Origin of the sequence: Bacillus sp. CCNWLW194 (assembly GCF_037120585.1) — a bacterium.
In the GTDB taxonomy this organism is placed as follows: domain Bacteria; phylum Bacillota; class Bacilli; order Bacillales; family Bacillaceae_G; genus Bacillus_A; species Bacillus_A basilensis.
The window spans coordinates 80,040-99,872 of sequence record NZ_JBBBBL010000003.1 but is presented as its reverse complement, the minus strand read 5'-3'; the positions used below and the strand labels follow the sequence as shown (position 1 = coordinate 99,872).

Genomic DNA, 19,833 nt, shown 5'->3' with positions numbered 1-19,833 from the left:
TCCATAAGGGGAGCGATTTTTTTTATTCATAAAGTCAGCTTTCCATACATAAATCTGTAATGACATATAGTTTGGGAGGGGGAAAAGAAGTGGCAACAGATCATTCATTACGTTTTTCATTAAAAGAATCTGTTTGGTTCCAAAAAGGACAGGAAGTCGAAGAACTTTTGTCAATTTCGTTAGATCCAGACGTTGAGATAGAAGAGCTTGATCATGAAGTTATCGTGAGAGGGCAATTAGATTTAACGGGAGAGTACGTTGCACGGCAAGATGATTCAGCCCATTCATTAAGAGATCTATCACCAGCGAAGTCAATTGATTATGTCGAAACAAGGGAAGATGGGGTTAATGAACTTGTTCATTCCTTTCCGCTTGAAATATCAATTCCAAGAAATCGAGTGAAAGTAATTGAAGAACTATATGTATCCATCGAAGAATTTGATTACGAATTAAAGGAAAATGGTTGCTTACAATTACTAGCGGATATATCTATTACAGGTTTATGTGATGAAGAAAGAATCGAGGAAGAAGAGGATGAAGAGGAAGAAACGGCGTATGCTGAGTTAGAAGCTGATTCAGCACAAGAGGATGAAAATAGACCAACGCCGCACATAGAAGAACCAGTCTATAAGGAATCGGATGAATGGGAAGATTACGCATTTGAACCGTTCCAATTAGAGGAAAGAAAAGAACAGGAATTAGAAGAAGAGGAAATAGAAGAACATGAATTTGTGGAGCGTGAAGAGGAGAAAGAAACGACGCCACAATTTGAATTGTTCGGACGAAAAGATTTCAAGAAAGAAAAAGCGAAAAAGCAGGAAGAGCAAGAAGAAGCGTACTCACAGCGAGATGAAAATGCGCTTTATTTAACACAATTATTTACGAAAGAACCGGAAGAAGAATTTACGAAGTTAAGAATGTATTTCGTGCAAGAAGGGGATACAATTGAATCTGTTGCAGAACGTTATGATACGTCTGTACAAAACTTATATCGTGTAAATCAATCGGAAGATATATATTTAACTACGGGGCAAATTATTTATATTCCCGTTTCAAGGGCAAAGGCGAAATAAGGGAGTGAGTGTTTTCACTCACTTCTTTTCCTGGAGTCTACGTTTTGAATAGAAAGGGTTATTCGTATGGATATGGAATTACGAAATCGCTATGAACCCATTGTAAGGCAATATAGATTGGATATGCAGCATATGGAAGAGCACGGAAGCGTAACGAAAATTTATACGAATCAAGGTCCATATGCGCTCAAGAAAATAGAAGGTAGAAAGTTAGAGCGGAATAACTTTCTGCATCATATTCAATATTTGAAGGAGAAAGGTTTTTCAAATTATGTACCTATCTACCATGCGACGGATGGAAATTATATTTTAAGTGACGGGACGTATAATTATTATTTAATGCCTTGGTTAGAACGTGCGGAAGGAAGCGGCGAGGATAATGATCAATACCATAAAATGTTTCAGACTCTCGGAACGTTGCATCAAAAAACAGTAAAAGAAGAAACGTATACAGAAGAGGATCTAGAAAAACATTATACAAATATATCCGATCGCTGGGAGAATGATGGCGAGATTCTAGAAGAGTTTCTTGTAGAATCTGAAGCGAAGTGGTATATGTCACCATTTGAACTGCAATATTGTACGTACTATCATCATGTAATGAGAGCGCGTGAGTTTGCAACGAAGCAATTAAATGAGTGGAACGATGCGATGAAAGAAAAAGAGACAACACGCATTACGTTTGTACATGGTAACGTATCACTTAATCATTTTTTATTCGACTATGAGCGGAATGGCTATTTTATTAGTTTAGAAAAATCAAAGTTTGCAACACCTGTGCAAGATATTGTAGGGTTTTATTCTCGGTCGTTAAACACATATCCAATTGCGCGAAGTGATCGGTTTGAATGGTATCAAATGTACCAAAAAAATTTCCCTTTTACGAAAGAAGAGCAACTACTCATGTTTGCGTATATGACGTATCCATCGCAATTTATTCGGCAAATCCAGTCTTATAAGAAAAGAAGAGAGAGTCGTAATGAGGAAAATGAACTTCTCGGAGTGAAGAGCTTGCAACAATCGCATTGGCTCGTTAGTAATATAGAATATTTCCTTTCGCAATTACAAGCTGCCCAGCAAGGGAACGGATAAAGTGAAACTTTAATCAGTGGGGGGTTCATCCCCCGCCGATTATTAGTTGAACCAATCGGGCATTTACGGGCAGTTGATCTCCCACCTAACTTCTTTGCTTCAGCTGAATTTTGAGGTGGAGGTCTTACTGCCCGCAAATAGCGGGGTAAAGAAGATAAGTAGAGGTGCTACTTATCTTCTTTTTTTGGTCCGAAAAGCTGTAGTATTAAATTTATCTTGACGAATAAGGTTTCGTTTTTTACACTATTGTATATAATAATTAACAATCATATAAATGCCTTGAAGGGGAAGAGTATAACAAGAAACGTCTTCAGAGAGGAGAATCATTAGCTGGGAGATTCTCTAGATAGTTATGTTAGAAGGTAGCCCTGGAGCATCTTTTCTGAACGGAATAGTTCTCATTAGGAAAAGACGGATTTGTCCGTTATCAAATTAAGAGTATAAGCAAATTCTTGGATTTGTTTGTAAATAAAGGTGGTACCGCGATGTCCCTCGTCCTTTTTGGATGAGGGGCATTTTTTATTTTAAGGAGGGAAAATAATGTCAAACACGGAAAAGAATTTACCAACTAAATATGATCATATGTCCGTTGAAGAAGGCCTTTATCAGTGGTGGCTAGAAGGCAAATATTTTGAAGCAACAGGAGATGAGAAGAAACAACCGTATACAATTGTAATTCCACCTCCAAACGTAACTGGTAAGTTACACTTAGGTCATGCTTGGGATACAACTCTTCAAGATATTTTAACTCGTACGAAGCGTATGCAAGGTTACGATGTATTATGGCTTCCAGGAATGGATCATGCGGGAATCGCAACACAAGCGAAAGTAGAAGGGAAACTTCGTGAAGAAGGTATTTCACGTTACGATCTTGGCCGTGAGAAATTCCTTGAAAAAGCTTGGGAATGGAAAGAAGAATACGCTTCTCATATTCGTCAACAATGGGGGAAAGTTGGTTTAGGACTAGACTACTCTCGTGAACGCTTCACATTAGACAAAGGTTTATCTGATGCGGTTAATAAAGTATTCGTTCAATTATACAAAAAAGGCTTAATTTACCGTGGTGAATATATTATTAACTGGGATCCAGCAACACGCACAGCTCTTTCTGATATCGAAGTAATTCATAAAGAAGTTCAAGGTGCATTCTACCATATGAACTATCCGTTAACAGATGGCTCTGGACACATTCGTCTTGCAACAACTCGTCCAGAAACGATGCTTGGTGATACAGCAGTAGCGGTTCATCCAGAAGACGATCGTTACAAACATTTAATCGGAAAAACAGTTACACTTCCAATCGTAGGCCGTGAGATTCCGATTATTGCTGATGAATACGTAGAAAAAGATTTCGGAACAGGCGTTGTAAAAATTACACCAGCTCATGACCCGAATGACTTTGAAGTAGGTAACCGTCATGATTTACCACGTATTTTAGTAATGAACGAAGATGGATCGATGAATGAAAAAGCTGGTAAGTATAACGGCATGGATCGTTTTGAGTGTCGTAAAGCGTTAGTGAAAGATTTACAAGAAGCAGGCGTATTAGTAGAAATTGAGCCTCATATGCATTCTGTAGGTCATAGTGAGCGTAGTGGTGCAGTTGTTGAGCCGTACTTATCAACACAATGGTTCGTAAAAATGGCTCCACTTGCTGAAAAAGCAGTAGCGCTTCAACAAAAAGAAGAAGAGAAAGTAACGTTCGTACCAGAGCGTTTCGAAAACACATACTTACGCTGGATGGAAAACATTCATGACTGGTGTATTTCTCGTCAGTTATGGTGGGGACACCGCATTCCAGCTTGGTATCATAAAGAAACTGGTGAAGTATACGTAGGTACAGAAGCGCCAGCAGATATTGAAAACTGGAACCAAGATAACGACGTACTTGATACATGGTTCAGTTCAGCGTTATGGCCATTCTCAACACTTGGTTGGCCAAACGAAGATTCAGCAGACTTCAAACGTTACTATTCAACAGATGCACTAGTAACTGGTTATGACATCATCTTCTTCTGGGTATCTCGTATGATTTTCCAAGGTTTAGAGTTTACAGGCGAGCGTCCATTTAAAGATGTATTAATTCACGGTTTAGTTCGTGATGAGCAAGGACGTAAAATGAGTAAATCTCTTGGTAACGGTATTGATCCAATGGACGTTATCGAGAAGTATGGTGCAGATGCAATGCGTTTCTTCTTATCAACAGGAAGTGCACCAGGTCAAGATTTACGTTTCAGCATGGAAAAAGTAGAATCTACTTGGAACTTCATTAATAAAATTTGGAATGCATCACGTTTCGTATTAATGAACATGGATGATATGAAGTATGAAGAAATCGATTTAACTGGTGAAAAATCAGTTGCGGATAAGTGGATTTTAACTCGCTTAAATGAAACAATCGAAAGCGTAACACGTAACATGGATAAATATGAGTTTGGTGAAGCTGGTCGTTCATTATACAACTTCATTTGGGACGATTTCTGTGACTGGTACATTGAAATGGCGAAACTTCCTCTATACGGTGAAGATGAAGCAGCTAAGAAAACAACTCGTTCTATTTTAGCTTACGTATTAGACCAAACAATGCGTCTATTACACCCATTCATGCCATTCGTAACAGAGAAGATTTGGCAACATTTACCGCATGAAGGCGAATCTATTACAGTAGCAGCGTGGCCGACAGTTCGCGAAGATTTACAAGATACAGAAGCTGCAGCAGAAATGCACCTTCTAGTTGATATCATTCGCTCTGTTCGTAACATCCGTGCAGAAGTTAATACGCCAATGAGCAAAAAAGTTCAAATGCAAATTAAAGCAAAAGATGAGGCTGTACTTGCTCAACTTACGAAAAATAGCTCTTACATTGAGCGTTTCTGTAACCCAAGCGAATTAACAATTCAAACGGATTTACAAGCGCCAGAAAAAGCGATGACTGCAATCGTAACAGGTGCAGAGTTATTCTTACCGTTAGCTGATCTTATCAATCTTGATGAAGAGAGAGCGCGTCTTGAGAAAGAACTTGAGAAGTTCGATAAAGAGGTAGAACGTGTACAGAAGAAACTTTCAAACCAAGGTTTCGTAGCGAAAGCTCCTGCAGCAGTTATTGAAGGAGAGCGTGCGAAAGAGCAAGATTACCTAGAAAAACGCGAAGCAGTTCGCCAACGTCTAGCAGATCTTGAGAAATAAAAATGTTTTTAGAGACTCACTATATTGGTGAGTCTCTTTTCTTTGCGTATAATAGAATGATGAAGGTTGTCTTTTGAAAGGGGAAAGCATACGTGATACATACATACGAAGAAGCGATAGGTTGGATTCATAGTCGGTTGAAGTTTGGTATTAAACCAGGATTAGAAAGAATAAGATGGATGCTAGAAGAGCTCGGAAATCCAGAGCGTCATATAAAATGTGTCCATCTTGCTGGTACAAATGGAAAAGGTTCAACGTTAACATATATGCGCTACATGTTAGAAGACGCAAAATATAAGGTAGGGACATTTACCTCTCCTTATATTGAAACATTTAACGAACGTATTAGTGTGAACGGCACACCAATTGCAGATGAAGAGATTACTGAACTTGTAAAGATGGTAAAGCCAGTCGTTGAAAAACTAGATGAGACGGATTTAGGGGAAGCAACTGAGTTTGAAATTATTACTGTTATGGCAATTTGTTATTTCGGTAAAGTCAATTTCTGTGATGTTGTTTTATTTGAAACAGGGCTTGGAGGACGCTTTGATTCTACGAATGTGATTCATCCTGTTCTCACGATTATTACAAATATTGGCCACGATCATATGCACATTTTAGGCAATACACTAGGAGAAATTGCATATGAAAAGGCGGGGATTATTAAGTCTGGTGTCCCGGTTATTACTGGTGTGCAAGATGAGGAAGCGTTGCAAGTCATTCAAAAGGTTGCAAAGGAAAATCATGCAAACCTATACGAGATGGGCAACCATTTTACAGCGTTACATAAACAGTCAAGTGAAGATGGAGAACAGTTCAATTTCACTTGTCCTTTCGCCTCTTTTGAAGATGTGCGAATCTCAATGAAAGGTGCTCACCAAGTAGGAAACGCAGCACTTGCACTGATGGCAGTCATGTATGTAAAAACATACTTATCATTTTTAATTGAGGAAGAAGAAATAAGAACTGGATTACAGGAAGCGTATTGGATTGGGCGCTTTGAACAATTGCAAAGTAATCCAGATATTATTATAGATGGTGCTCATAATCCGGAAGGTATTGAAAGCCTTGTGAAAACGGTAGACTCACATTACAAAGATAAAAATGTAATAGTTTTATTTACTGCCCTTGGTGATAAGCAATTGCCTAATATGGTAGGGCAATTAGAAACCATTGCTGATGAAATTATTTTTACAACATTCGCCTTTGAGCGTGCTATTTCTGCTGACAAGCTTGCATCATATTCAAAGAAAGAGTCAAAATTAGTTTTTGAAAATTGGAAAGAGGCAATTGATAAGAAGGTTGAAATGATTGGAGAAAATGATGTTTTTATCATAACAGGTTCTCTTTATTTCATTTCGGAAGTTCGAAAATATATTCGCGAGAAAAACTAGATAGTCTTTGCTATCTGGTTTTTTTGTTCTACAAATGAAGTCAAATGCATACATATAAGATAAATATATAGGGTTATTTGGCGAATTCCTCTGACAAATATCTCGTTTTTTTGTGAAATGAATATGATATGATGCGGACAACGATAAGAGGTGAGGTGTGAGTGTATGGACAAGCAATCACGAACGATCTCAGTGAAAGTGAATGGAACAGAAGCGAAGTATGAGGAGAAGAAGAAAGATGAATTTGAATGGATGGTAGTAGAAAGTGAAAGACCGAAAAACGTTGTTCCGTTTCAAAAAGCGAAATTAGTATCTACGGAAAAAAAACGAAAGAAGTGGAACAATACGTTAATTGCAATCGTTGCAACTGCGATTATTATTGGGACGGCGTTTGGGATGGGGATGCTACAGTTACTTAAAGGGCAAGGTGCAACAGGGGGAAGCGAAGTAACAGCTTCGAAGCAGATGCGAAATGAAGAATCAAAGGTCGGGGGAACGGCAGAACAAAAACCAGCACCAAAAGAGGAGAAACAAAAAGCGCAGACAGGAACGGCATTAGATCCAATGAAATTATTTTTTGTTCAAGGAGGAATTTATTCTTCCGAGGAAAAGGGACAGGCTGCTCTTGAAGAGTGGAAAGGTAATGGAGGCGTAGCAGCTTTAAAACCGAGCGGTGATAAGTATGCGTTAGTTGTTGGTATTGCTAGCGATGAACAAGGCATAAATCAATTAATGACGCAGTATAAAAATGAGAATGTCTCCGTATTGAAAAAGAGCTGGGATATAACAGATAAAGCGTTACTAAAAGACGATAAAGAAGTTGGGGCGTTTTTAACACAAGTACAGCCATTATATACTCATTTAGCAAAATATGCTTCTAGCGTACAAGCCAGTGGAAAAAATAATGCAAAAGATATAGATGCGATTGAAAAAGAGTGGAAAGCGATTGAAAAAGAAGGGAAAAGTATGAAGCAGGAAGAAGCAAAGAAATTGTATATGTATACGTCAGTTGCTGTGCAAACAGTGAAGGGCGGAAAAAGTGATAAGGAATCCTTGGTGAAATTAAATCAAGTTATTATTGATGGTATACTCTCGTACGAAAAAATTGTTTCACAAAAGGTAAAATAATAGGATAATGAAATGACGAAGGAAGAAGTATAGGTACTTCTTTCTTTTCTTTTGAATCTAGAGCAAAGTGCTTTCTCTATGGCAGGAATATAATCGTATTTTAGTAAAGAAGTATTATTTTGTTTAGAGAAAATAATATTTCTTTCATTTGTGGACAAACTATTTCTTTGATACGATTGTTGTAAATTATTCTGCTTCATGTGAGAAAGGGAGGAGAAAATATGAGAAAAATTATTTTAGCTTCAGGATCACCTCGCAGGAAGGAATTACTTGAATTAGCAGGTGTGCCATTTGAAATTGTAGTAAGTGAAGTAGAAGAAACGATAGGTGCGTATTCATCACCTGCGGATATTGTGATGTCCCTTGCTCTGCAAAAAGCATCCGCGGTAGCAGAAAATAATAGTAATTACATTGTGTTAGGTGCAGACACAATTGTTACATATGAGTCACGTATTCTTGGAAAGCCATCTAATGAGGCTGAGGCGAAAGAAATGTTGCAATTATTATCAGGGAAAACACATGAAGTATATACGGGTGTTGCAATTATAGCAAAAGACAAAACAGTCACTTTTTATGAGCGTACAGAAGTTACGTTTTGGGAATTAACAGAAGCAGAGATTGATGCATACGTTGCATCGAAGGAACCTCTTGATAAAGCAGGAAGCTATGGGATTCAAGGAAAAGGGTCTATTTTCGTTCAACATATTCAAGGGGATTACTATAGTGTAGTCGGCCTACCAATTGCACGTCTTGTTCGGGAGTTAAAACAATTTGATACTGATATAGCCCATGCGTAAAAGTGCATGGGATTTTCTTTGAGAGAACAAATAAAGGGGTGGAGAGATGAACGGTATTCGTGATGTTGTAAGGGAAGAACAGCCACGGGAGCGTTTATTATTGGAAGGGGCTGGGAGTTTATCAAACCGAGAGCTTCTTGCAGTGTTACTCAGAACAGGTTCTAAAGAAGAAACAGTTTTAAAGTTATCAGATAAAATTTTGCATCACTTTGATGGTTTACGTATGTTGAAAGACGCAACGTTAGAAGAGTTAGTTAGTATACATGGTGTTGGGATTGCGAAGGCATCACAGCTCATGGCTGCTTTTGAACTAGGTAGAAGAATGGTCCGTTTAGAATATCAAAATAGATATAGCATACGAAGTCCGGAAGATTGTGCAAGATATATGATGGAAGAAATGCGTTTCCTTCAGCAGGAGCATTTTGTATGTTTATATTTGAACACAAAAAATCAAGTTATACATAGGCAAACAATTTTCATTGGAAGCTTAAACACATCAATCGTACATCCAAGGGAAGTTTTTAAAGAAGCGTTTCGCCGTGCAGCAGCCTCTATCATATGTCTTCATAACCATCCCTCAGGAGACCCCACGCCGAGCCGTGAAGATATTGAAGTAACAAAACGGTTAGTAGAATGCGGCCGAATTATCGGAATTGAAGTGCTTGATCATATTATAATAGGCGACCATAAATTCGTGAGTTTAAAGGAAAAAGGTCATATTTAAGACTATGCTTTTTACTTATTTTGTTTTATAATGTGATTTATGAGTTTTTTGTAGAAATTTATCTACAAAAAGGATAAAGATATAAAAAACGTACTGTTTTTATAATATAAAGTAAGAAAAAATGAGTCCGTGAAAACAAGAAAGGAAGATAAATAATATGTTTGGATTTGGTGGCTTTACTCGCGATCTTGGAATAGATTTAGGAACTGCGAACACGCTTGTATATGTAAAAGGAAAAGGTGTAGTTTTACGTGAACCTTCAGTAGTAGCGTTACAAACTGATACGAAACAAATCGTTGCTGTAGGTAGCGATGCAAAACAAATGATTGGTCGTACACCAGGAAACGTTGTGGCACTTCGCCCGATGAAAGACGGTGTAATTGCTGATTACGAAACAACAGCAACAATGATGAAATACTACATTCAACAAGCTCAAAAATCAAATGGATTCTTCTCACGTAAGCCTTACGTAATGGTATGTGTACCGTCTGGTATTACAGCTGTAGAAAGACGTGCAGTAATCGATGCGACTCGTCAAGCGGGTGCTCGTGATGCTTATCCAATCGAAGAACCATTTGCAGCGGCAATTGGTGCGAACTTACCTGTTTGGGAACCAACTGGTAGCATGGTTGTTGATATCGGTGGCGGTACAACAGAAGTTGCAATCATTTCTTTAGGTGGTATTGTAACAAGTCAATCAGTTCGTGTTGCTGGTGATGATATGGACGATTCAATCATTCAGTACATTAAGAAAAGCTACAACTTAATGATTGGTGAAAGAACAGCTGAAGCATTAAAATTAGAAATCGGTTCTGCAGGCGAGCCAGAAGGTATTGAGCCTATGGAAATTCGCGGTCGTGATTTAGTAAGTGGTTTACCAAAAACAGTACTAATTCAGCCAGAAGAAATTGCAGACGCATTAAAAGATACAGTAGATGCAATTGTAGAATCTGTTAAAAATACGTTAGAGAAAACTCCACCTGAATTAGCGGCAGACATTATGGACCGTGGTATCGTATTAACAGGTGGCGGAGCATTACTACGTAACTTAGATAAAGTTATTAGCGAAGAAACAAATATGCCAGTTCTTGTTGCAGAAGACCCATTAGATTGCGTAGCAATTGGAACGGGTAAAGCATTAGACAATATCGATCTTTTCAAAACTGCTGCTCGATAATATTGCAAAATAAAAATCAATGAAATTAAGAGGGTGTGAACGTGCCACAGTTTTTCTTAAACAAAAGATTAATTGTTTTGTTAGTTAGTATTATTCTTCTCGTGGCATTGATTGGAATCTCATTGAAAGAACGGAACAGTTTAACATGGCCAGAGCAGTTTGTTAAAGACACTGTCGGTGTTGTAGAACGTGTATTCCAAAAGCCAGCGAAATACGTAGCTGGATTCTTCGAAAATGTAGAGGATGTAAAGCGCACGTATGAAGAGAATAAAGAATTAAAAGCAAAATTAGATAATTACGGAAAGTTATCAAGTCAAGTAAAACAATTAGAAGATGATAAAAGGAAATTGCAAGAGTTAACTGGTAAAACAAAGTTAAATAGTGATTACACTGAAATCCCTGCTACTGTTGTTTCTCGTAATCCAGATAAATGGTACGATTTAATTGGAATTGATAAAGGAGCACAGCAAGGAATTAAAAAAGATATGGCTGTAGTAACTTCACAAGGTTTAGTTGGACGAGTGAAAAGTGTATCTCAGTTTACATCATCAGTAGAGTTGCTAAGTTCTATGAGCCGAACAAATCGCGTTTCTGCTATCGTACAAGGAAATGAGAAAATCTTTGGATTGATTGAAGGTTACGACAAAGAAAAGCACTTACTTCTTTTCACAAAGATTGGTTCTGATGCACCGGTAGATAAGGATCAACTAGTTGTAACATCTGGACTTGGTGATATTTTCCCAAGAGGTCTTGTAATTGGAACAATCGTTGATGTGCAGCCGGATCCATACGGTTTAACAAAAACGGCTTATGTAAAGCCAGCCGCTGATTTAAATGACGTAGAGCATATTATGGTTGCTAAACGTGAAACGCCTTCAGCGCCATTAGAATAGGAGGGGGAGAAGAGATGATGAAGATTTTAAAAAGAGCAGCTCTTCCTCTTTTGCTCCTTTTTGTTTTTTTATTTGAAAATATGTTTGCTACTATTGTTCCAACAGAGGTTTTTTGGAAAGACAGTATAGCAGCACCTCATTTCTTTATCATTGTGTTATGTTTTGTTACTGTGTACTATAGTCCGGTCCAAGGGATTTATTACGGACTATTATTTGGTTTCTTATTTGATACCGTATACACAGAACTTGTCGGTATATATATTTTTGCGTATCCGATTTTAGCTTATTTAGTTTATAGTGTGATGAAGGTACTACAATTGAATTTATTTATTGTTGCTTCTATCGTACTAGCTAGCATTGTAGCATTAGAGTATTATGTGTATGGATTTTTAACTTTGTTAGGACGTACTCATATGTCGGCGTATGTCTTTTTCACAGATCGTCTCCTTTCTACTTTATTGCTAAATGCAATTTTCTTATTAATAGTTTGTTTCCCACTGAGACGATATTTAGTGCGTCTTTCAAAAGCGATGGAAGAAAAAGAAAAAAGGATTTTCTAATTTTATGTCGAATTGAATCGGTGGGGTGAACTTTAGTGGAAGAAAAAAAGCAACAAAATGTAACAATAAAAGGGACAAAAGACGGAATAACGCTTCATTTAGATGATTGTTGTTCATTCTCTGAATTACTGGAGGAATTGGATGAAAAGCTTTCTACACATTACTATGATGGTGATGGGCGCTCTTTAATTGAAGTGCATGTGAAAGTGGGAAATCGTTATTTAACAGAAGTCCAACAAGAAGAGATTCGTACGTTAATTCGTAATAAAAAGAATCTTGTTGTGGATTCGATTGAAAGTGATGTTATCACGAAAGCAGAAGCAATAGCTTGGAAAGAAGAAACAGAAATTGTCCCTATTTCCAAAATTGTTCGCTCTGGACAAGTTTTACATGTAAAAGGAAATTTATTGTTAATTGGAGATGTTAATCCAGGCGGAACGGTTATCGCTGGGGGGAATATTTTTGTCGTAGGATCATTAAGAGGAATTGCGCATGCTGGGTATTATGGGGATTCGGATGCTGTAATCGCTGCATCTGTTATGAACCCGATGCAACTTCGAATTAGTGATGTGGCAATGCGGGCTCCGGAAGAGAAAGAAGACGGAGCGGAGGCGGCAGAATGTGCGTATATTAATGAGAACAATCACATTGTTGTCGATCGACTGCAACTTCTCACTCATCTTAGACCTAATTTAACAAAGTTAGAAAGGGGAATTGTATAGCTGTGGGAGAGGCAATAGTAATTACATCTGGAAAAGGCGGAGTAGGTAAAACTACAACGTCTGCGAACATTGGTACAGCCCTAGCGTTATCTGGAAAGAAAGTGTGCTTAATTGACACAGATATCGGTCTTCGAAACTTAGACGTAGTAATGGGGCTGGAAAATCGTATTGTATTTGATCTTGTTGATGTCGTTGAAGGGCGTTGCCGTTTACCTCAGGCTCTTATTAAAGATAAACGTTTTGATGATCTTTATTTATTACCTGCAGCACAAACGAGTGATAAATCAGCGGTAACACCTGAACAAATGGATGAATTAATACAAGTATTACGTCAAGATTATGATTACATATTAATTGATTGTCCTGCGGGGATTGAGCAGGGATTTAAAAACGCGGTAGCTGGTGCGGATAAAGCAATCGTTGTTACGACGCCAGAAGTATCCTCAATGCGCGATGCAGATCGTATTATCGGGCTTTTAGAAAAAGAGGATATTGAACCACCGAAACTTGTTATTAACCGTGTGCGTAGTCATATGCTTCATGAACAGGATATGTTAGATGTTGATGAAATCGTACGTACATTGTCAATCGAGCTTCTTGGTGTTGTAGAAGATGATGATGAAGTTATTCGTGCTACAAATACAGGTGAACCTGTAGCGTTGCAACCGAGCGGAAAAGCAGCGTTAGCTTATCGTAATATTGCAAGACGTTTGTTGGGTGAGAATGTCCCATTACAAGCATTTGAACAAGAAAAGGTATCGGTATTTACAAAGATGAAAAACTTCTTTGGAATCCGTTAAAAGCACTTCGCATATTTGCGGAGTGCTTTCTTTTTTCTTCACACGAATATCTTCCTTTCCTAGCTCATACATATGTACAAACTGTATACAACTGTTTCTATTTAAATTAGCTTAACGAAAGAAAGGAGACAGTATGAAGAATAGACGTGTAGAAGAAATTAAAAAACGGATTGCGAAGAGGAAGGCAGAGCAAGAAAGGATGGAGGAAGAGCAGTATTTTGCTGGAGGTAATTTTGATAGTGAAACAGTATTTATTGAAGATGGAGAAAAGGAAATTCATCCTTTGTTTCGAAAAGAAGTATTTTTCTTTAAAGTTTTATTATCAGCAATATTAGTTCTTTCTGTCGCTATTTTATATAAGAATGCCCCTCCTTCTTTCGGCGGTGCTAAAGCTGTTACAGAAAAAGTGATGAAGGAAGAATTTCAGTTTGCTACTGTAGCGAAATGGTACGAAAAGCAGTTTGGAAAACCTCTCGTATTCTATTCGCCTAATGAGAAAAAAGAAGGAACCATTCAGCAAAAAGATTATGCAATTCCTGCTTCCGGAAAGGTGATGCAAGGGTTTCAAAAAAATGGCCAAGGTGTATTTGTTCAAACAGCTACAAATGCAACTGTTGAGTCAGTGAATGAAGGATTAGTTGTTTTTGCAGGCAAGAAAGAGGAACTTGGTAATACAGTTCAAATTCAGCATGCGGATGGAACGGAGTCATGGTATGCAAATTTAAATGATATGTCAGTGAAATTATATGATTACGTTTCAAAGAAACAAAAAATTGGAACAGTGAACAATGATGCAAATAATAAAAATGGTAAGTTTTATTTCGCGATAAAAAAGAATGAAAAATTTATCGATCCGATTCAGGTGATTTCATTTGATTAAATATAGAGATATTTTAACGAAGATTTCAGTGCATCCGTTGTTTTGGGTTGTTATTGTCATTGGTATTTTCACGGCACGTTTTAAAGAGTTACTACTGTTATTTTGTATCGTTCTCATCCATGAACTCGGGCATGCTTTTGCAGCGGCACACTATAATTGGCGTATTAAAAAGATTCAACTTTTACCGTTTGGTGGTGTAGCTGAGCTTGAGGAACATGGGAATAAGTCATTGAAAGAGGAGCTTGTTGTCGTAATTGCAGGACCTATTCAACATATTTGGATGATGGCGGTAGGCTATATGTTGTTTGAAGTTGGTTGGCTTGATGCGGATTTATATTATTTCTTTATGTGGAATAATATAATTATTTTAGCGTTTAATTTACTCCCTATTTGGCCGCTTGATGGTGGGAAAGTATTGTTTAACGTATTATCATATCGTTTTCCTTATTTACAAGCACATGAAAAGATGATGAAATTATCATGTGTTTTTTTTAGTGTCATACTAGGGTGGCAGTTACTTTGGAATAGTAACAATATTATGATGTGGGTACTACTCATATTTTTAGCGGTATCGTTATATCAAGAATGGAAACAAAGACGATATGCCTTTATGCGTTTTTTATTAGAACGTTATTATGGGAACAAAAGGGGAATTGAAAAGATTGCACCTATTGAGGTGAAAACGGAAGATCGTTTATATACGATCTTCACAAAATTTCGTAGAGGGTATAAGCACTCTATTATCGTTCATGGAAAATATAAAGAACATTACACATTGGATGAAAATGAATTGCTCTATGCGTATTTTACTGAAAAACGAACAACATCATCTGTTGAAGAATTAATCGGTTAGTGTTGACGTTAGCACTAACCTTTTATTATTGTAAAAGCAAAGAAGATTATAAAGTGAGGAAATAATTTTGAAAACGTTATATATGAACTATGCTGGATCGGAAAAACGCGTTGCAATTGAAGAGAAGAAAAAAATTGTTGAGTTTTTATGGAAACGAAATGAAGAACAAGAGATTGTTGGGCATATTTATGTTGGACGTATTGTAAGAACAATAGCTGGAATGAACGCAGCTTTTGTAAACATCGGTTTAGAAAAACATGCGTATCTTTCATACGATGATGTACCATCTTCTTATCGTATACATGAAGGACAAGCGGTGCTCGTACAAGTTGTGAAAGAGGCAATTGATATGAAAGGGCCAAAATTGACAGCGAACATAGAATTTACCGGGAAATATGTCGTTTATATGCCATATGATGAAATGCGCGCGGTTTCTCGGAAAATAAAAAACAATAAAAGAAGGCAACAACTACTCCAAATTGAAGTGGAAGGGACGGGAGGTTACATTTTCCGCTCTGCTTCTGAAAAAGGAGAAATTGAAGAAATACAAGCTGAAATGCAAAGGTTACAGCAGTTATATGAAGAGTTAAAAAGAAAAGAGGACCAGGGAAAGGCACCGTTACTACTTCATCGCCCGGCCACTTTTTTAGATCGGGTATTTCAAGAGAATCCAATTGAAACGATTGAAAAAGTAATTGTAGATACAAGAAGTATAGTAAAAGAGTTAGAAGAAAAAGTCGGAAAAGAAAAAGTGTCTTTTTATAATGAAAAGTCTTCAATGTTTAACCATTTTGGAATAGAGCGTGAAATTGAGAAAGCACTTCAAAAAATTGTGTGGCTTCCAAATGGTGCTTATTTAATTGTGGAGCAAATGGAGACGATGACTGTAATTGATGTGAATACGGGTAAGTTTACTGGAAAGCAGAATTTACAAGATACAGTCCTTCGTACAAATGAAGTGGCAGCTGAAGAGGTTGCACGTCAATTAAGACTGCGTGATATCGGTGGTATGATATTAATTGATTTTATTAATATGAAAAGAAGAGAAGATAAAGAAAAAATAAGAGAATGTCTTATCGCTGCTATGCAACATGATCGTACATATACAAGAGTGCTTGGGTTTACAGAGTTAGGGATTTTAGAGATGACACGCAAACGTAAAAAACATTCTTTACGTGACGTATTACTAGAAGAGTGTGTACCGTGCAAAGCGACGGGGTATGTGATGTCATATGAAACAATTGCGTATGAGCTAGAGAGAGAGCTAATTACATATGGAAGTATAGAAGATGAGGCGGTATTAATTGCTGCACCTAAAGAACTGCAAAAACAATTTTTACAAAAAGAATTACAAAAAAATATTCCATTTGAAATTTATTTCAAAGATGATATGATCGAAAAGTATGCAATTATCCGTTTTGGAAGTAAAAAAGAAATTATAGAACGGAAAAAATAGTTAGCAGAACATTTATTGACAACCGTCTATGATTCATGATAACATCTTTATGTTATAGTTTATAGCACCTAAACGGCTATATGCTACAACCGCACAAGACAGGTTCCCTAAAGGCATTTATGTCTACCTCGTTTTTGGCGAGTCTTAGTAATTAAGAGGAGGTGCAAGTATGTACGCAATTATCGAAACAGGTGGAAAACAAATTAAAGTTGAAGCTGGTCAAGCAATCTACATTGAAAAATTAGATGTTGAAGCTGGTGAAACTGTTACTTTTGACAAAGTTCTTTTCGTTGGTGGCGAAAACGTTAAAGTTGGTAGCCCAGTTGTAGAAGGTGCAACAGTTACTGCGAAAGTTGAAAAACAAGGTCGCGCTAAGAAAATCATCGTTTTCAAATACAAAGCGAAAAAGAACAATCGTAAGAAACAAGGTCATCGTCAACCTTACACTAAGCTAGTTGTTGAAGCTATCAACGCTTAATCCAGGTTAACATGATTAAAATTACGATAAGTCGCACGAAATTAGGAAGTATCCAATCATTTAAAATGACTGGACATGCCGATTATGCGCCACATGGACAAGACCTTGTCTGTGCTGGAACTACAGCGGTTGTGTTTGGTTCTATAAATGCAGTGGAAGAACTTTGTAATGTGCAGGCAACTATTGAACTCGGAAGTGATGGTGGATTCTTAACGTATGAATTGCCTAATGATTTAGACGTTCATGCAGCAGAAAAAGCACAAACGCTTTTAGAAGGATTGGTTGTTTCGCTTAAGACGATCGAACTTGATTACGGAAAGTATATCCGTTTAATAGAAAAAGTGCAGGAGGTGTAACGTATGTTAAGATTAGATCTTCAGTTTTTCGCATCTAAGAAAGGTGTAGGTAGTACAAAGAACGGTCGTGACTCTCAGTCAAAACGTCTTGGTGCTAAACGCGCAGATGGTCAAACGGTTTCAGGTGGTTCAATTCTTTACCGTCAACGCGGTACAAAAATTTATCCAGGTGTTAACGTTGGTCGTGGTGGCGATGACACTTTATACGCGAAAGTTGACGGCGTAGTACGCTTTGAGCGTCTTGGCCGTGACCGCAAACAAGTGAGCGTATATCCTGTTGCTCAAGAAGCATAAGAACTCACGGAAAACTCTAACCTGAGTGCAGGTTAGAGTTTTTCTATATTAAGGGGTATCTAAATGAATGAAAAATGGACAATTATAGATGCATTGCGTCATTCAAGACATGATTGGCTCAATCGTATGCAGATGGTGAAAGGAAACCTTTCCCTTGGAAAAGTGGAAGAAATTCATAGTCTCATCGATCGTTTTGTCCAAGAAGCGAGACAAGAATCCAATCTGATAGGGCTATCTATGCCTTTATTTTCAGAGTGGATTTTAACATATAATTGGAAACAGCAGCCGTGCTTATTGGAGTACGAAGTATTAGGGAAATTACATAACTTATCTCACTTAGATGAGACTGTATGTACATGGACGAATCAATTTTTCTCAATGCTTCAGCATAGTTTAGACGTATATGTTGAAAATTATGTTTGTATCACAATTGAATGTGACGCGGAGAATGCTCGTTTCTTTTTTGATTTTCGTGGTAAGCTAACGAGTGTAGAAGAACTACAGAATTGGCTTGCGAACCAAAACAATAAATGGTATTCCATTTCTTATACAGTAAGAGACGAAGAAGTCTCAGTTATATTACAACCAATTGAAAAAAGTGTGGTGAAATAATGTTTGTAGATCAGGTCAAGATATATGTAAAAGGCGGCGACGGTGGTAACGGAATGGTTGCGTATCGTCGTGAGAAGTATGTTCCTAAAGGTGGCCCAGCAGGTGGCGACGGTGGTAAAGGTGCAGATGTTGTTTTTGTTGTTGAGGAAGGGTTACGTACATTAATGGACTTCCGCTACCAACGTCATTTCAAAGCTGATCGCGGTCAGCATGGAATGAGTAAAGGTCAGCACGGACGTAAATCTGAAGATTTAATCGTAAAAGTTCCACCAGGAACAGTAGTAAAAGATGAAAAAACAGGTCAAATTCTTGCCGATTTAGTAACGCATGAACAAACAGCTGTAATCGCAAGAGGTGGCCGAGGTGGCCGTGGTAACTCACGTTTCGCAACAGCTACGAACCCAGCGCCAGAAATCGCTGAGAACGGGGAACCAGGTCAAGAGCGTGATGTCATTCTAGAACTTAAAGTACTAGCAGACGTTGGACTTGTTGGATTCCCAAGTGTAGGTAAATCTACATTATTATCTGTTGTATCATCAGCACGTCCGAAAATTGCAGAGTATCACTTTACAACAATCGTTCCGAATCTTGGTGTTGTTGAAACTGGTGATAACCGTAGCTTCGTTATGGCTGACCTTCCTGGACTAATTGAAGGCGCACATGCTGGCGTTGGACTTGGACACCAATTCTTACGCCATATCGAGCGTACACGTGTAATCGTGCATGTTATTGATATGTCTGGTTTAGAAGGCCGTGATCCATATGAAGATTACGTAACGATTAATAATGAATTAAAAGAATACAATATGCGTTTAACAGAGCGTCCACAAGTTGTTGTAGCAAACAAAATGGATATGCCAGATGCAGAAGAAAACTTACAAGGCTTTAAAGAGAAAGTGGGAGACGAAGTAAAAATCTTCCCAATCTCAGCTGTAACGAAACAAGGTGTTCGTGATTTACTGTTTGAAGTAGCGAACTTATTAGAAACAACACCAGAATTCCCGATGTACGATGTTGTTGATGAGTCTGAAGCAAGTGTAATGTACAAATTTGATGCTGAAGCTCTTAAATTTGAAATTACACGTGAAAGTGATGGCACGTTTGTTATTTCTGGTTACGATATTGAGAAGACATTCAAAATGACAGACTTCTCACGTGATGAATCTATACGTCGTTTCGCTCGTCAAATGCGCGGAATGGGTATTGATGAAGCGCTTCGTGCACGTGGTGCAAAAGACGGAGATATTGTAAAAATTCTTGAATATGAATTTGAATTTATCGATTAAGACTGCCGAAATATGGCAGTCTTTTTTTATATCGTAAAAGTCTGATTCGTACAGGAAAAAATACCCACTAAT

General features: G+C 37.7%; 20 protein-coding genes and 2 other annotated features. All 20 genes read left to right on the top strand.

From position 1 onward, the window contains the following. The first annotated feature begins 59 nt into the window (after nt 1–59). Nucleotides 60–1,073 carry a stage VI sporulation protein D gene (spoVID, locus tag V7S50_RS06970; protein ID WP_242252603.1) on the top strand — a complete coding sequence of 338 codons (1,014 nt, stop codon included), beginning with the start codon at nt 60–62 and terminating at the stop codon, nt 1,071–1,073. 66 nt (nt 1,074–1,139) lie between these two features. Further along, entirely contained in the window at nt 1,140–2,165 is a 1,026-nt protein-coding gene (ysxE, locus tag V7S50_RS06965; RefSeq protein WP_242252604.1) for a spore coat protein YsxE, read from the top strand. Between the two features lie 270 nt (nt 2,166–2,435). After that, nucleotides 2,436–2,668, top strand: a binding site (T-box leader). A 37-nt stretch (nt 2,669–2,705) separates the two neighbouring features. Beyond that, nucleotides 2,706–5,351 carry a valine--tRNA ligase gene (locus V7S50_RS06960; RefSeq protein WP_242252606.1) on the top strand — a complete coding sequence of 882 codons (2,646 nt, stop codon included), beginning with the start codon at nt 2,706–2,708 and terminating at the stop codon, nt 5,349–5,351. A 92-nt stretch (nt 5,352–5,443) separates the two neighbouring features. Next, a complete protein-coding gene (locus V7S50_RS06955; protein ID WP_242252609.1) occupies nt 5,444–6,745 on the top strand; it encodes a bifunctional folylpolyglutamate synthase/dihydrofolate synthase in 1,302 nt (433 codons plus the stop codon). 165 nt (nt 6,746–6,910) lie between these two features. After that, on the top strand, nt 6,911–7,873 hold the full coding sequence (locus V7S50_RS06950; protein ID WP_242252611.1) for a stage II sporulation protein B: 963 nt from the start codon (nt 6,911–6,913) through the stop codon (nt 7,871–7,873). 221 nt (nt 7,874–8,094) lie between these two features. Then, nucleotides 8,095–8,670 (top strand): Maf family protein, encoded by a 576-nt coding sequence (locus tag V7S50_RS06945; RefSeq protein ID WP_242252613.1) that lies wholly within the window; start codon nt 8,095–8,097, stop codon nt 8,668–8,670. 46 nt (nt 8,671–8,716) lie between these two features. Further along, a complete protein-coding gene (radC, locus tag V7S50_RS06940) occupies nt 8,717–9,394 on the top strand; it encodes a DNA repair protein RadC (RefSeq protein WP_060632406.1) in 678 nt (225 codons plus the stop codon). Between the two features lie 157 nt (nt 9,395–9,551). Next, entirely contained in the window at nt 9,552–10,571 is a 1,020-nt protein-coding gene (gene mreB, locus V7S50_RS06935; RefSeq protein ID WP_000466737.1) for a cell shape-determining protein MreB, read from the top strand. A gap of 41 nt (nt 10,572–10,612) precedes the next feature. Continuing rightward, on the top strand, nt 10,613–11,464 hold the full coding sequence (gene mreC / locus V7S50_RS06930; protein ID WP_242252617.1) for a rod shape-determining protein MreC: 852 nt from the start codon (nt 10,613–10,615) through the stop codon (nt 11,462–11,464). A gap of 14 nt (nt 11,465–11,478) precedes the next feature. Then, nucleotides 11,479–12,024 (top strand): rod shape-determining protein MreD, encoded by a 546-nt coding sequence (gene mreD / locus V7S50_RS06925; RefSeq protein WP_060632404.1) that lies wholly within the window; start codon nt 11,479–11,481, stop codon nt 12,022–12,024. 35 nt (nt 12,025–12,059) lie between these two features. Then, a complete protein-coding gene (gene minC, locus V7S50_RS06920; RefSeq protein ID WP_063224839.1) occupies nt 12,060–12,746 on the top strand; it encodes a septum site-determining protein MinC in 687 nt (228 codons plus the stop codon). 2 nt (nt 12,747–12,748) lie between these two features. Further along, nucleotides 12,749–13,546, top strand: a complete 798-nt coding sequence (gene minD / locus V7S50_RS06915; protein WP_000503310.1) for a septum site-determining protein MinD — start codon at nt 12,749–12,751, stop codon at nt 13,544–13,546. 133 nt (nt 13,547–13,679) lie between these two features. Then, nucleotides 13,680–14,426: a stage IV sporulation protein SpoIVFA gene (spoIVFA, locus tag V7S50_RS06910; protein WP_060632402.1), complete on the top strand. Its 747-nt coding sequence runs from the start codon at nt 13,680–13,682 to the stop codon at nt 14,424–14,426. Further along, nucleotides 14,419–15,279 carry a stage IV sporulation intramembrane metalloprotease SpoIVFB gene (spoIVFB, locus tag V7S50_RS06905; protein ID WP_063224840.1) on the top strand — a complete coding sequence of 287 codons (861 nt, stop codon included), beginning with the start codon at nt 14,419–14,421 and terminating at the stop codon, nt 15,277–15,279. The genes spoIVFA and spoIVFB overlap by 8 nt, the downstream gene beginning before the upstream one ends. A gap of 67 nt (nt 15,280–15,346) precedes the next feature. Further along, the gene (locus tag V7S50_RS06900) at nt 15,347–16,735 is read left to right on the top strand and encodes an Rne/Rng family ribonuclease (RefSeq protein ID WP_242252618.1); all 1,389 of its coding nucleotides are present in this window, start codon (nt 15,347–15,349) and stop codon (nt 16,733–16,735) included. Nucleotides 16,736–16,812: 77 nt separating this feature from the next. Beyond that, nucleotides 16,813–16,890: a sequence feature (ribosomal protein L21 leader region), on the top strand. Nucleotides 16,891–16,904: 14 nt separating this feature from the next. Beyond that, nucleotides 16,905–17,213 (top strand): 50S ribosomal protein L21, encoded by a 309-nt coding sequence (rplU, locus tag V7S50_RS06895; protein WP_000270907.1) that lies wholly within the window; start codon nt 16,905–16,907, stop codon nt 17,211–17,213. 11 nt (nt 17,214–17,224) lie between these two features. Further along, nucleotides 17,225–17,569 carry a ribosomal-processing cysteine protease Prp gene (locus V7S50_RS06890; RefSeq protein ID WP_001973720.1) on the top strand — a complete coding sequence of 115 codons (345 nt, stop codon included), beginning with the start codon at nt 17,225–17,227 and terminating at the stop codon, nt 17,567–17,569. A 3-nt stretch (nt 17,570–17,572) separates the two neighbouring features. Next, a complete protein-coding gene (gene rpmA, locus V7S50_RS06885) occupies nt 17,573–17,863 on the top strand; it encodes a 50S ribosomal protein L27 (RefSeq protein WP_000944957.1) in 291 nt (96 codons plus the stop codon). Nucleotides 17,864–17,926: 63 nt separating this feature from the next. Beyond that, the gene (locus V7S50_RS06880) at nt 17,927–18,475 is read left to right on the top strand and encodes a sporulation initiation phosphotransferase B (protein ID WP_001003579.1); all 549 of its coding nucleotides are present in this window, start codon (nt 17,927–17,929) and stop codon (nt 18,473–18,475) included. Further along, on the top strand, nt 18,475–19,761 hold the full coding sequence (gene obgE, locus V7S50_RS06875) for a GTPase ObgE (protein WP_063224843.1): 1,287 nt from the start codon (nt 18,475–18,477) through the stop codon (nt 19,759–19,761). Before V7S50_RS06880 ends, obgE begins: the two co-directional genes overlap by 1 nt. Nucleotides 19,762–19,833 lie beyond the last annotated feature (72 nt).

Coding starts and splice junctions, on each gene's coding strand:
- mreD (WP_060632404.1), top strand. CDS start 11,479: ATGATGAAGATTTTAAAAAGAGCAGCTCTTCCTCTTTTGCTCCTTTTT.
- spoVID (WP_242252603.1), top strand. CDS start 60: ATGACATATAGTTTGGGAGGGGGAAAAGAAGTGGCAACAGATCATTCA.
- V7S50_RS06950 (WP_242252611.1), top strand. CDS start 6,911: ATGGACAAGCAATCACGAACGATCTCAGTGAAAGTGAATGGAACAGAA.
- V7S50_RS06880 (WP_001003579.1), top strand. CDS start 17,927: ATGAATGAAAAATGGACAATTATAGATGCATTGCGTCATTCAAGACAT.
- rplU (WP_000270907.1), top strand. CDS start 16,905: ATGTACGCAATTATCGAAACAGGTGGAAAACAAATTAAAGTTGAAGCT.
- V7S50_RS06960 (WP_242252606.1), top strand. CDS start 2,706: ATGTCAAACACGGAAAAGAATTTACCAACTAAATATGATCATATGTCC.
- V7S50_RS06945 (WP_242252613.1), top strand. CDS start 8,095: ATGAGAAAAATTATTTTAGCTTCAGGATCACCTCGCAGGAAGGAATTA.
- spoIVFA (WP_060632402.1), top strand. CDS start 13,680: ATGAAGAATAGACGTGTAGAAGAAATTAAAAAACGGATTGCGAAGAGG.
- mreB (WP_000466737.1), top strand. CDS start 9,552: ATGTTTGGATTTGGTGGCTTTACTCGCGATCTTGGAATAGATTTAGGA.
- rpmA (WP_000944957.1), top strand. CDS start 17,573: ATGTTAAGATTAGATCTTCAGTTTTTCGCATCTAAGAAAGGTGTAGGT.
- radC (WP_060632406.1), top strand. CDS start 8,717: ATGAACGGTATTCGTGATGTTGTAAGGGAAGAACAGCCACGGGAGCGT.
- ysxE (WP_242252604.1), top strand. CDS start 1,140: ATGGATATGGAATTACGAAATCGCTATGAACCCATTGTAAGGCAATAT.
- obgE (WP_063224843.1), top strand. CDS start 18,475: ATGTTTGTAGATCAGGTCAAGATATATGTAAAAGGCGGCGACGGTGGT.
- V7S50_RS06890 (WP_001973720.1), top strand. CDS start 17,225: ATGATTAAAATTACGATAAGTCGCACGAAATTAGGAAGTATCCAATCA.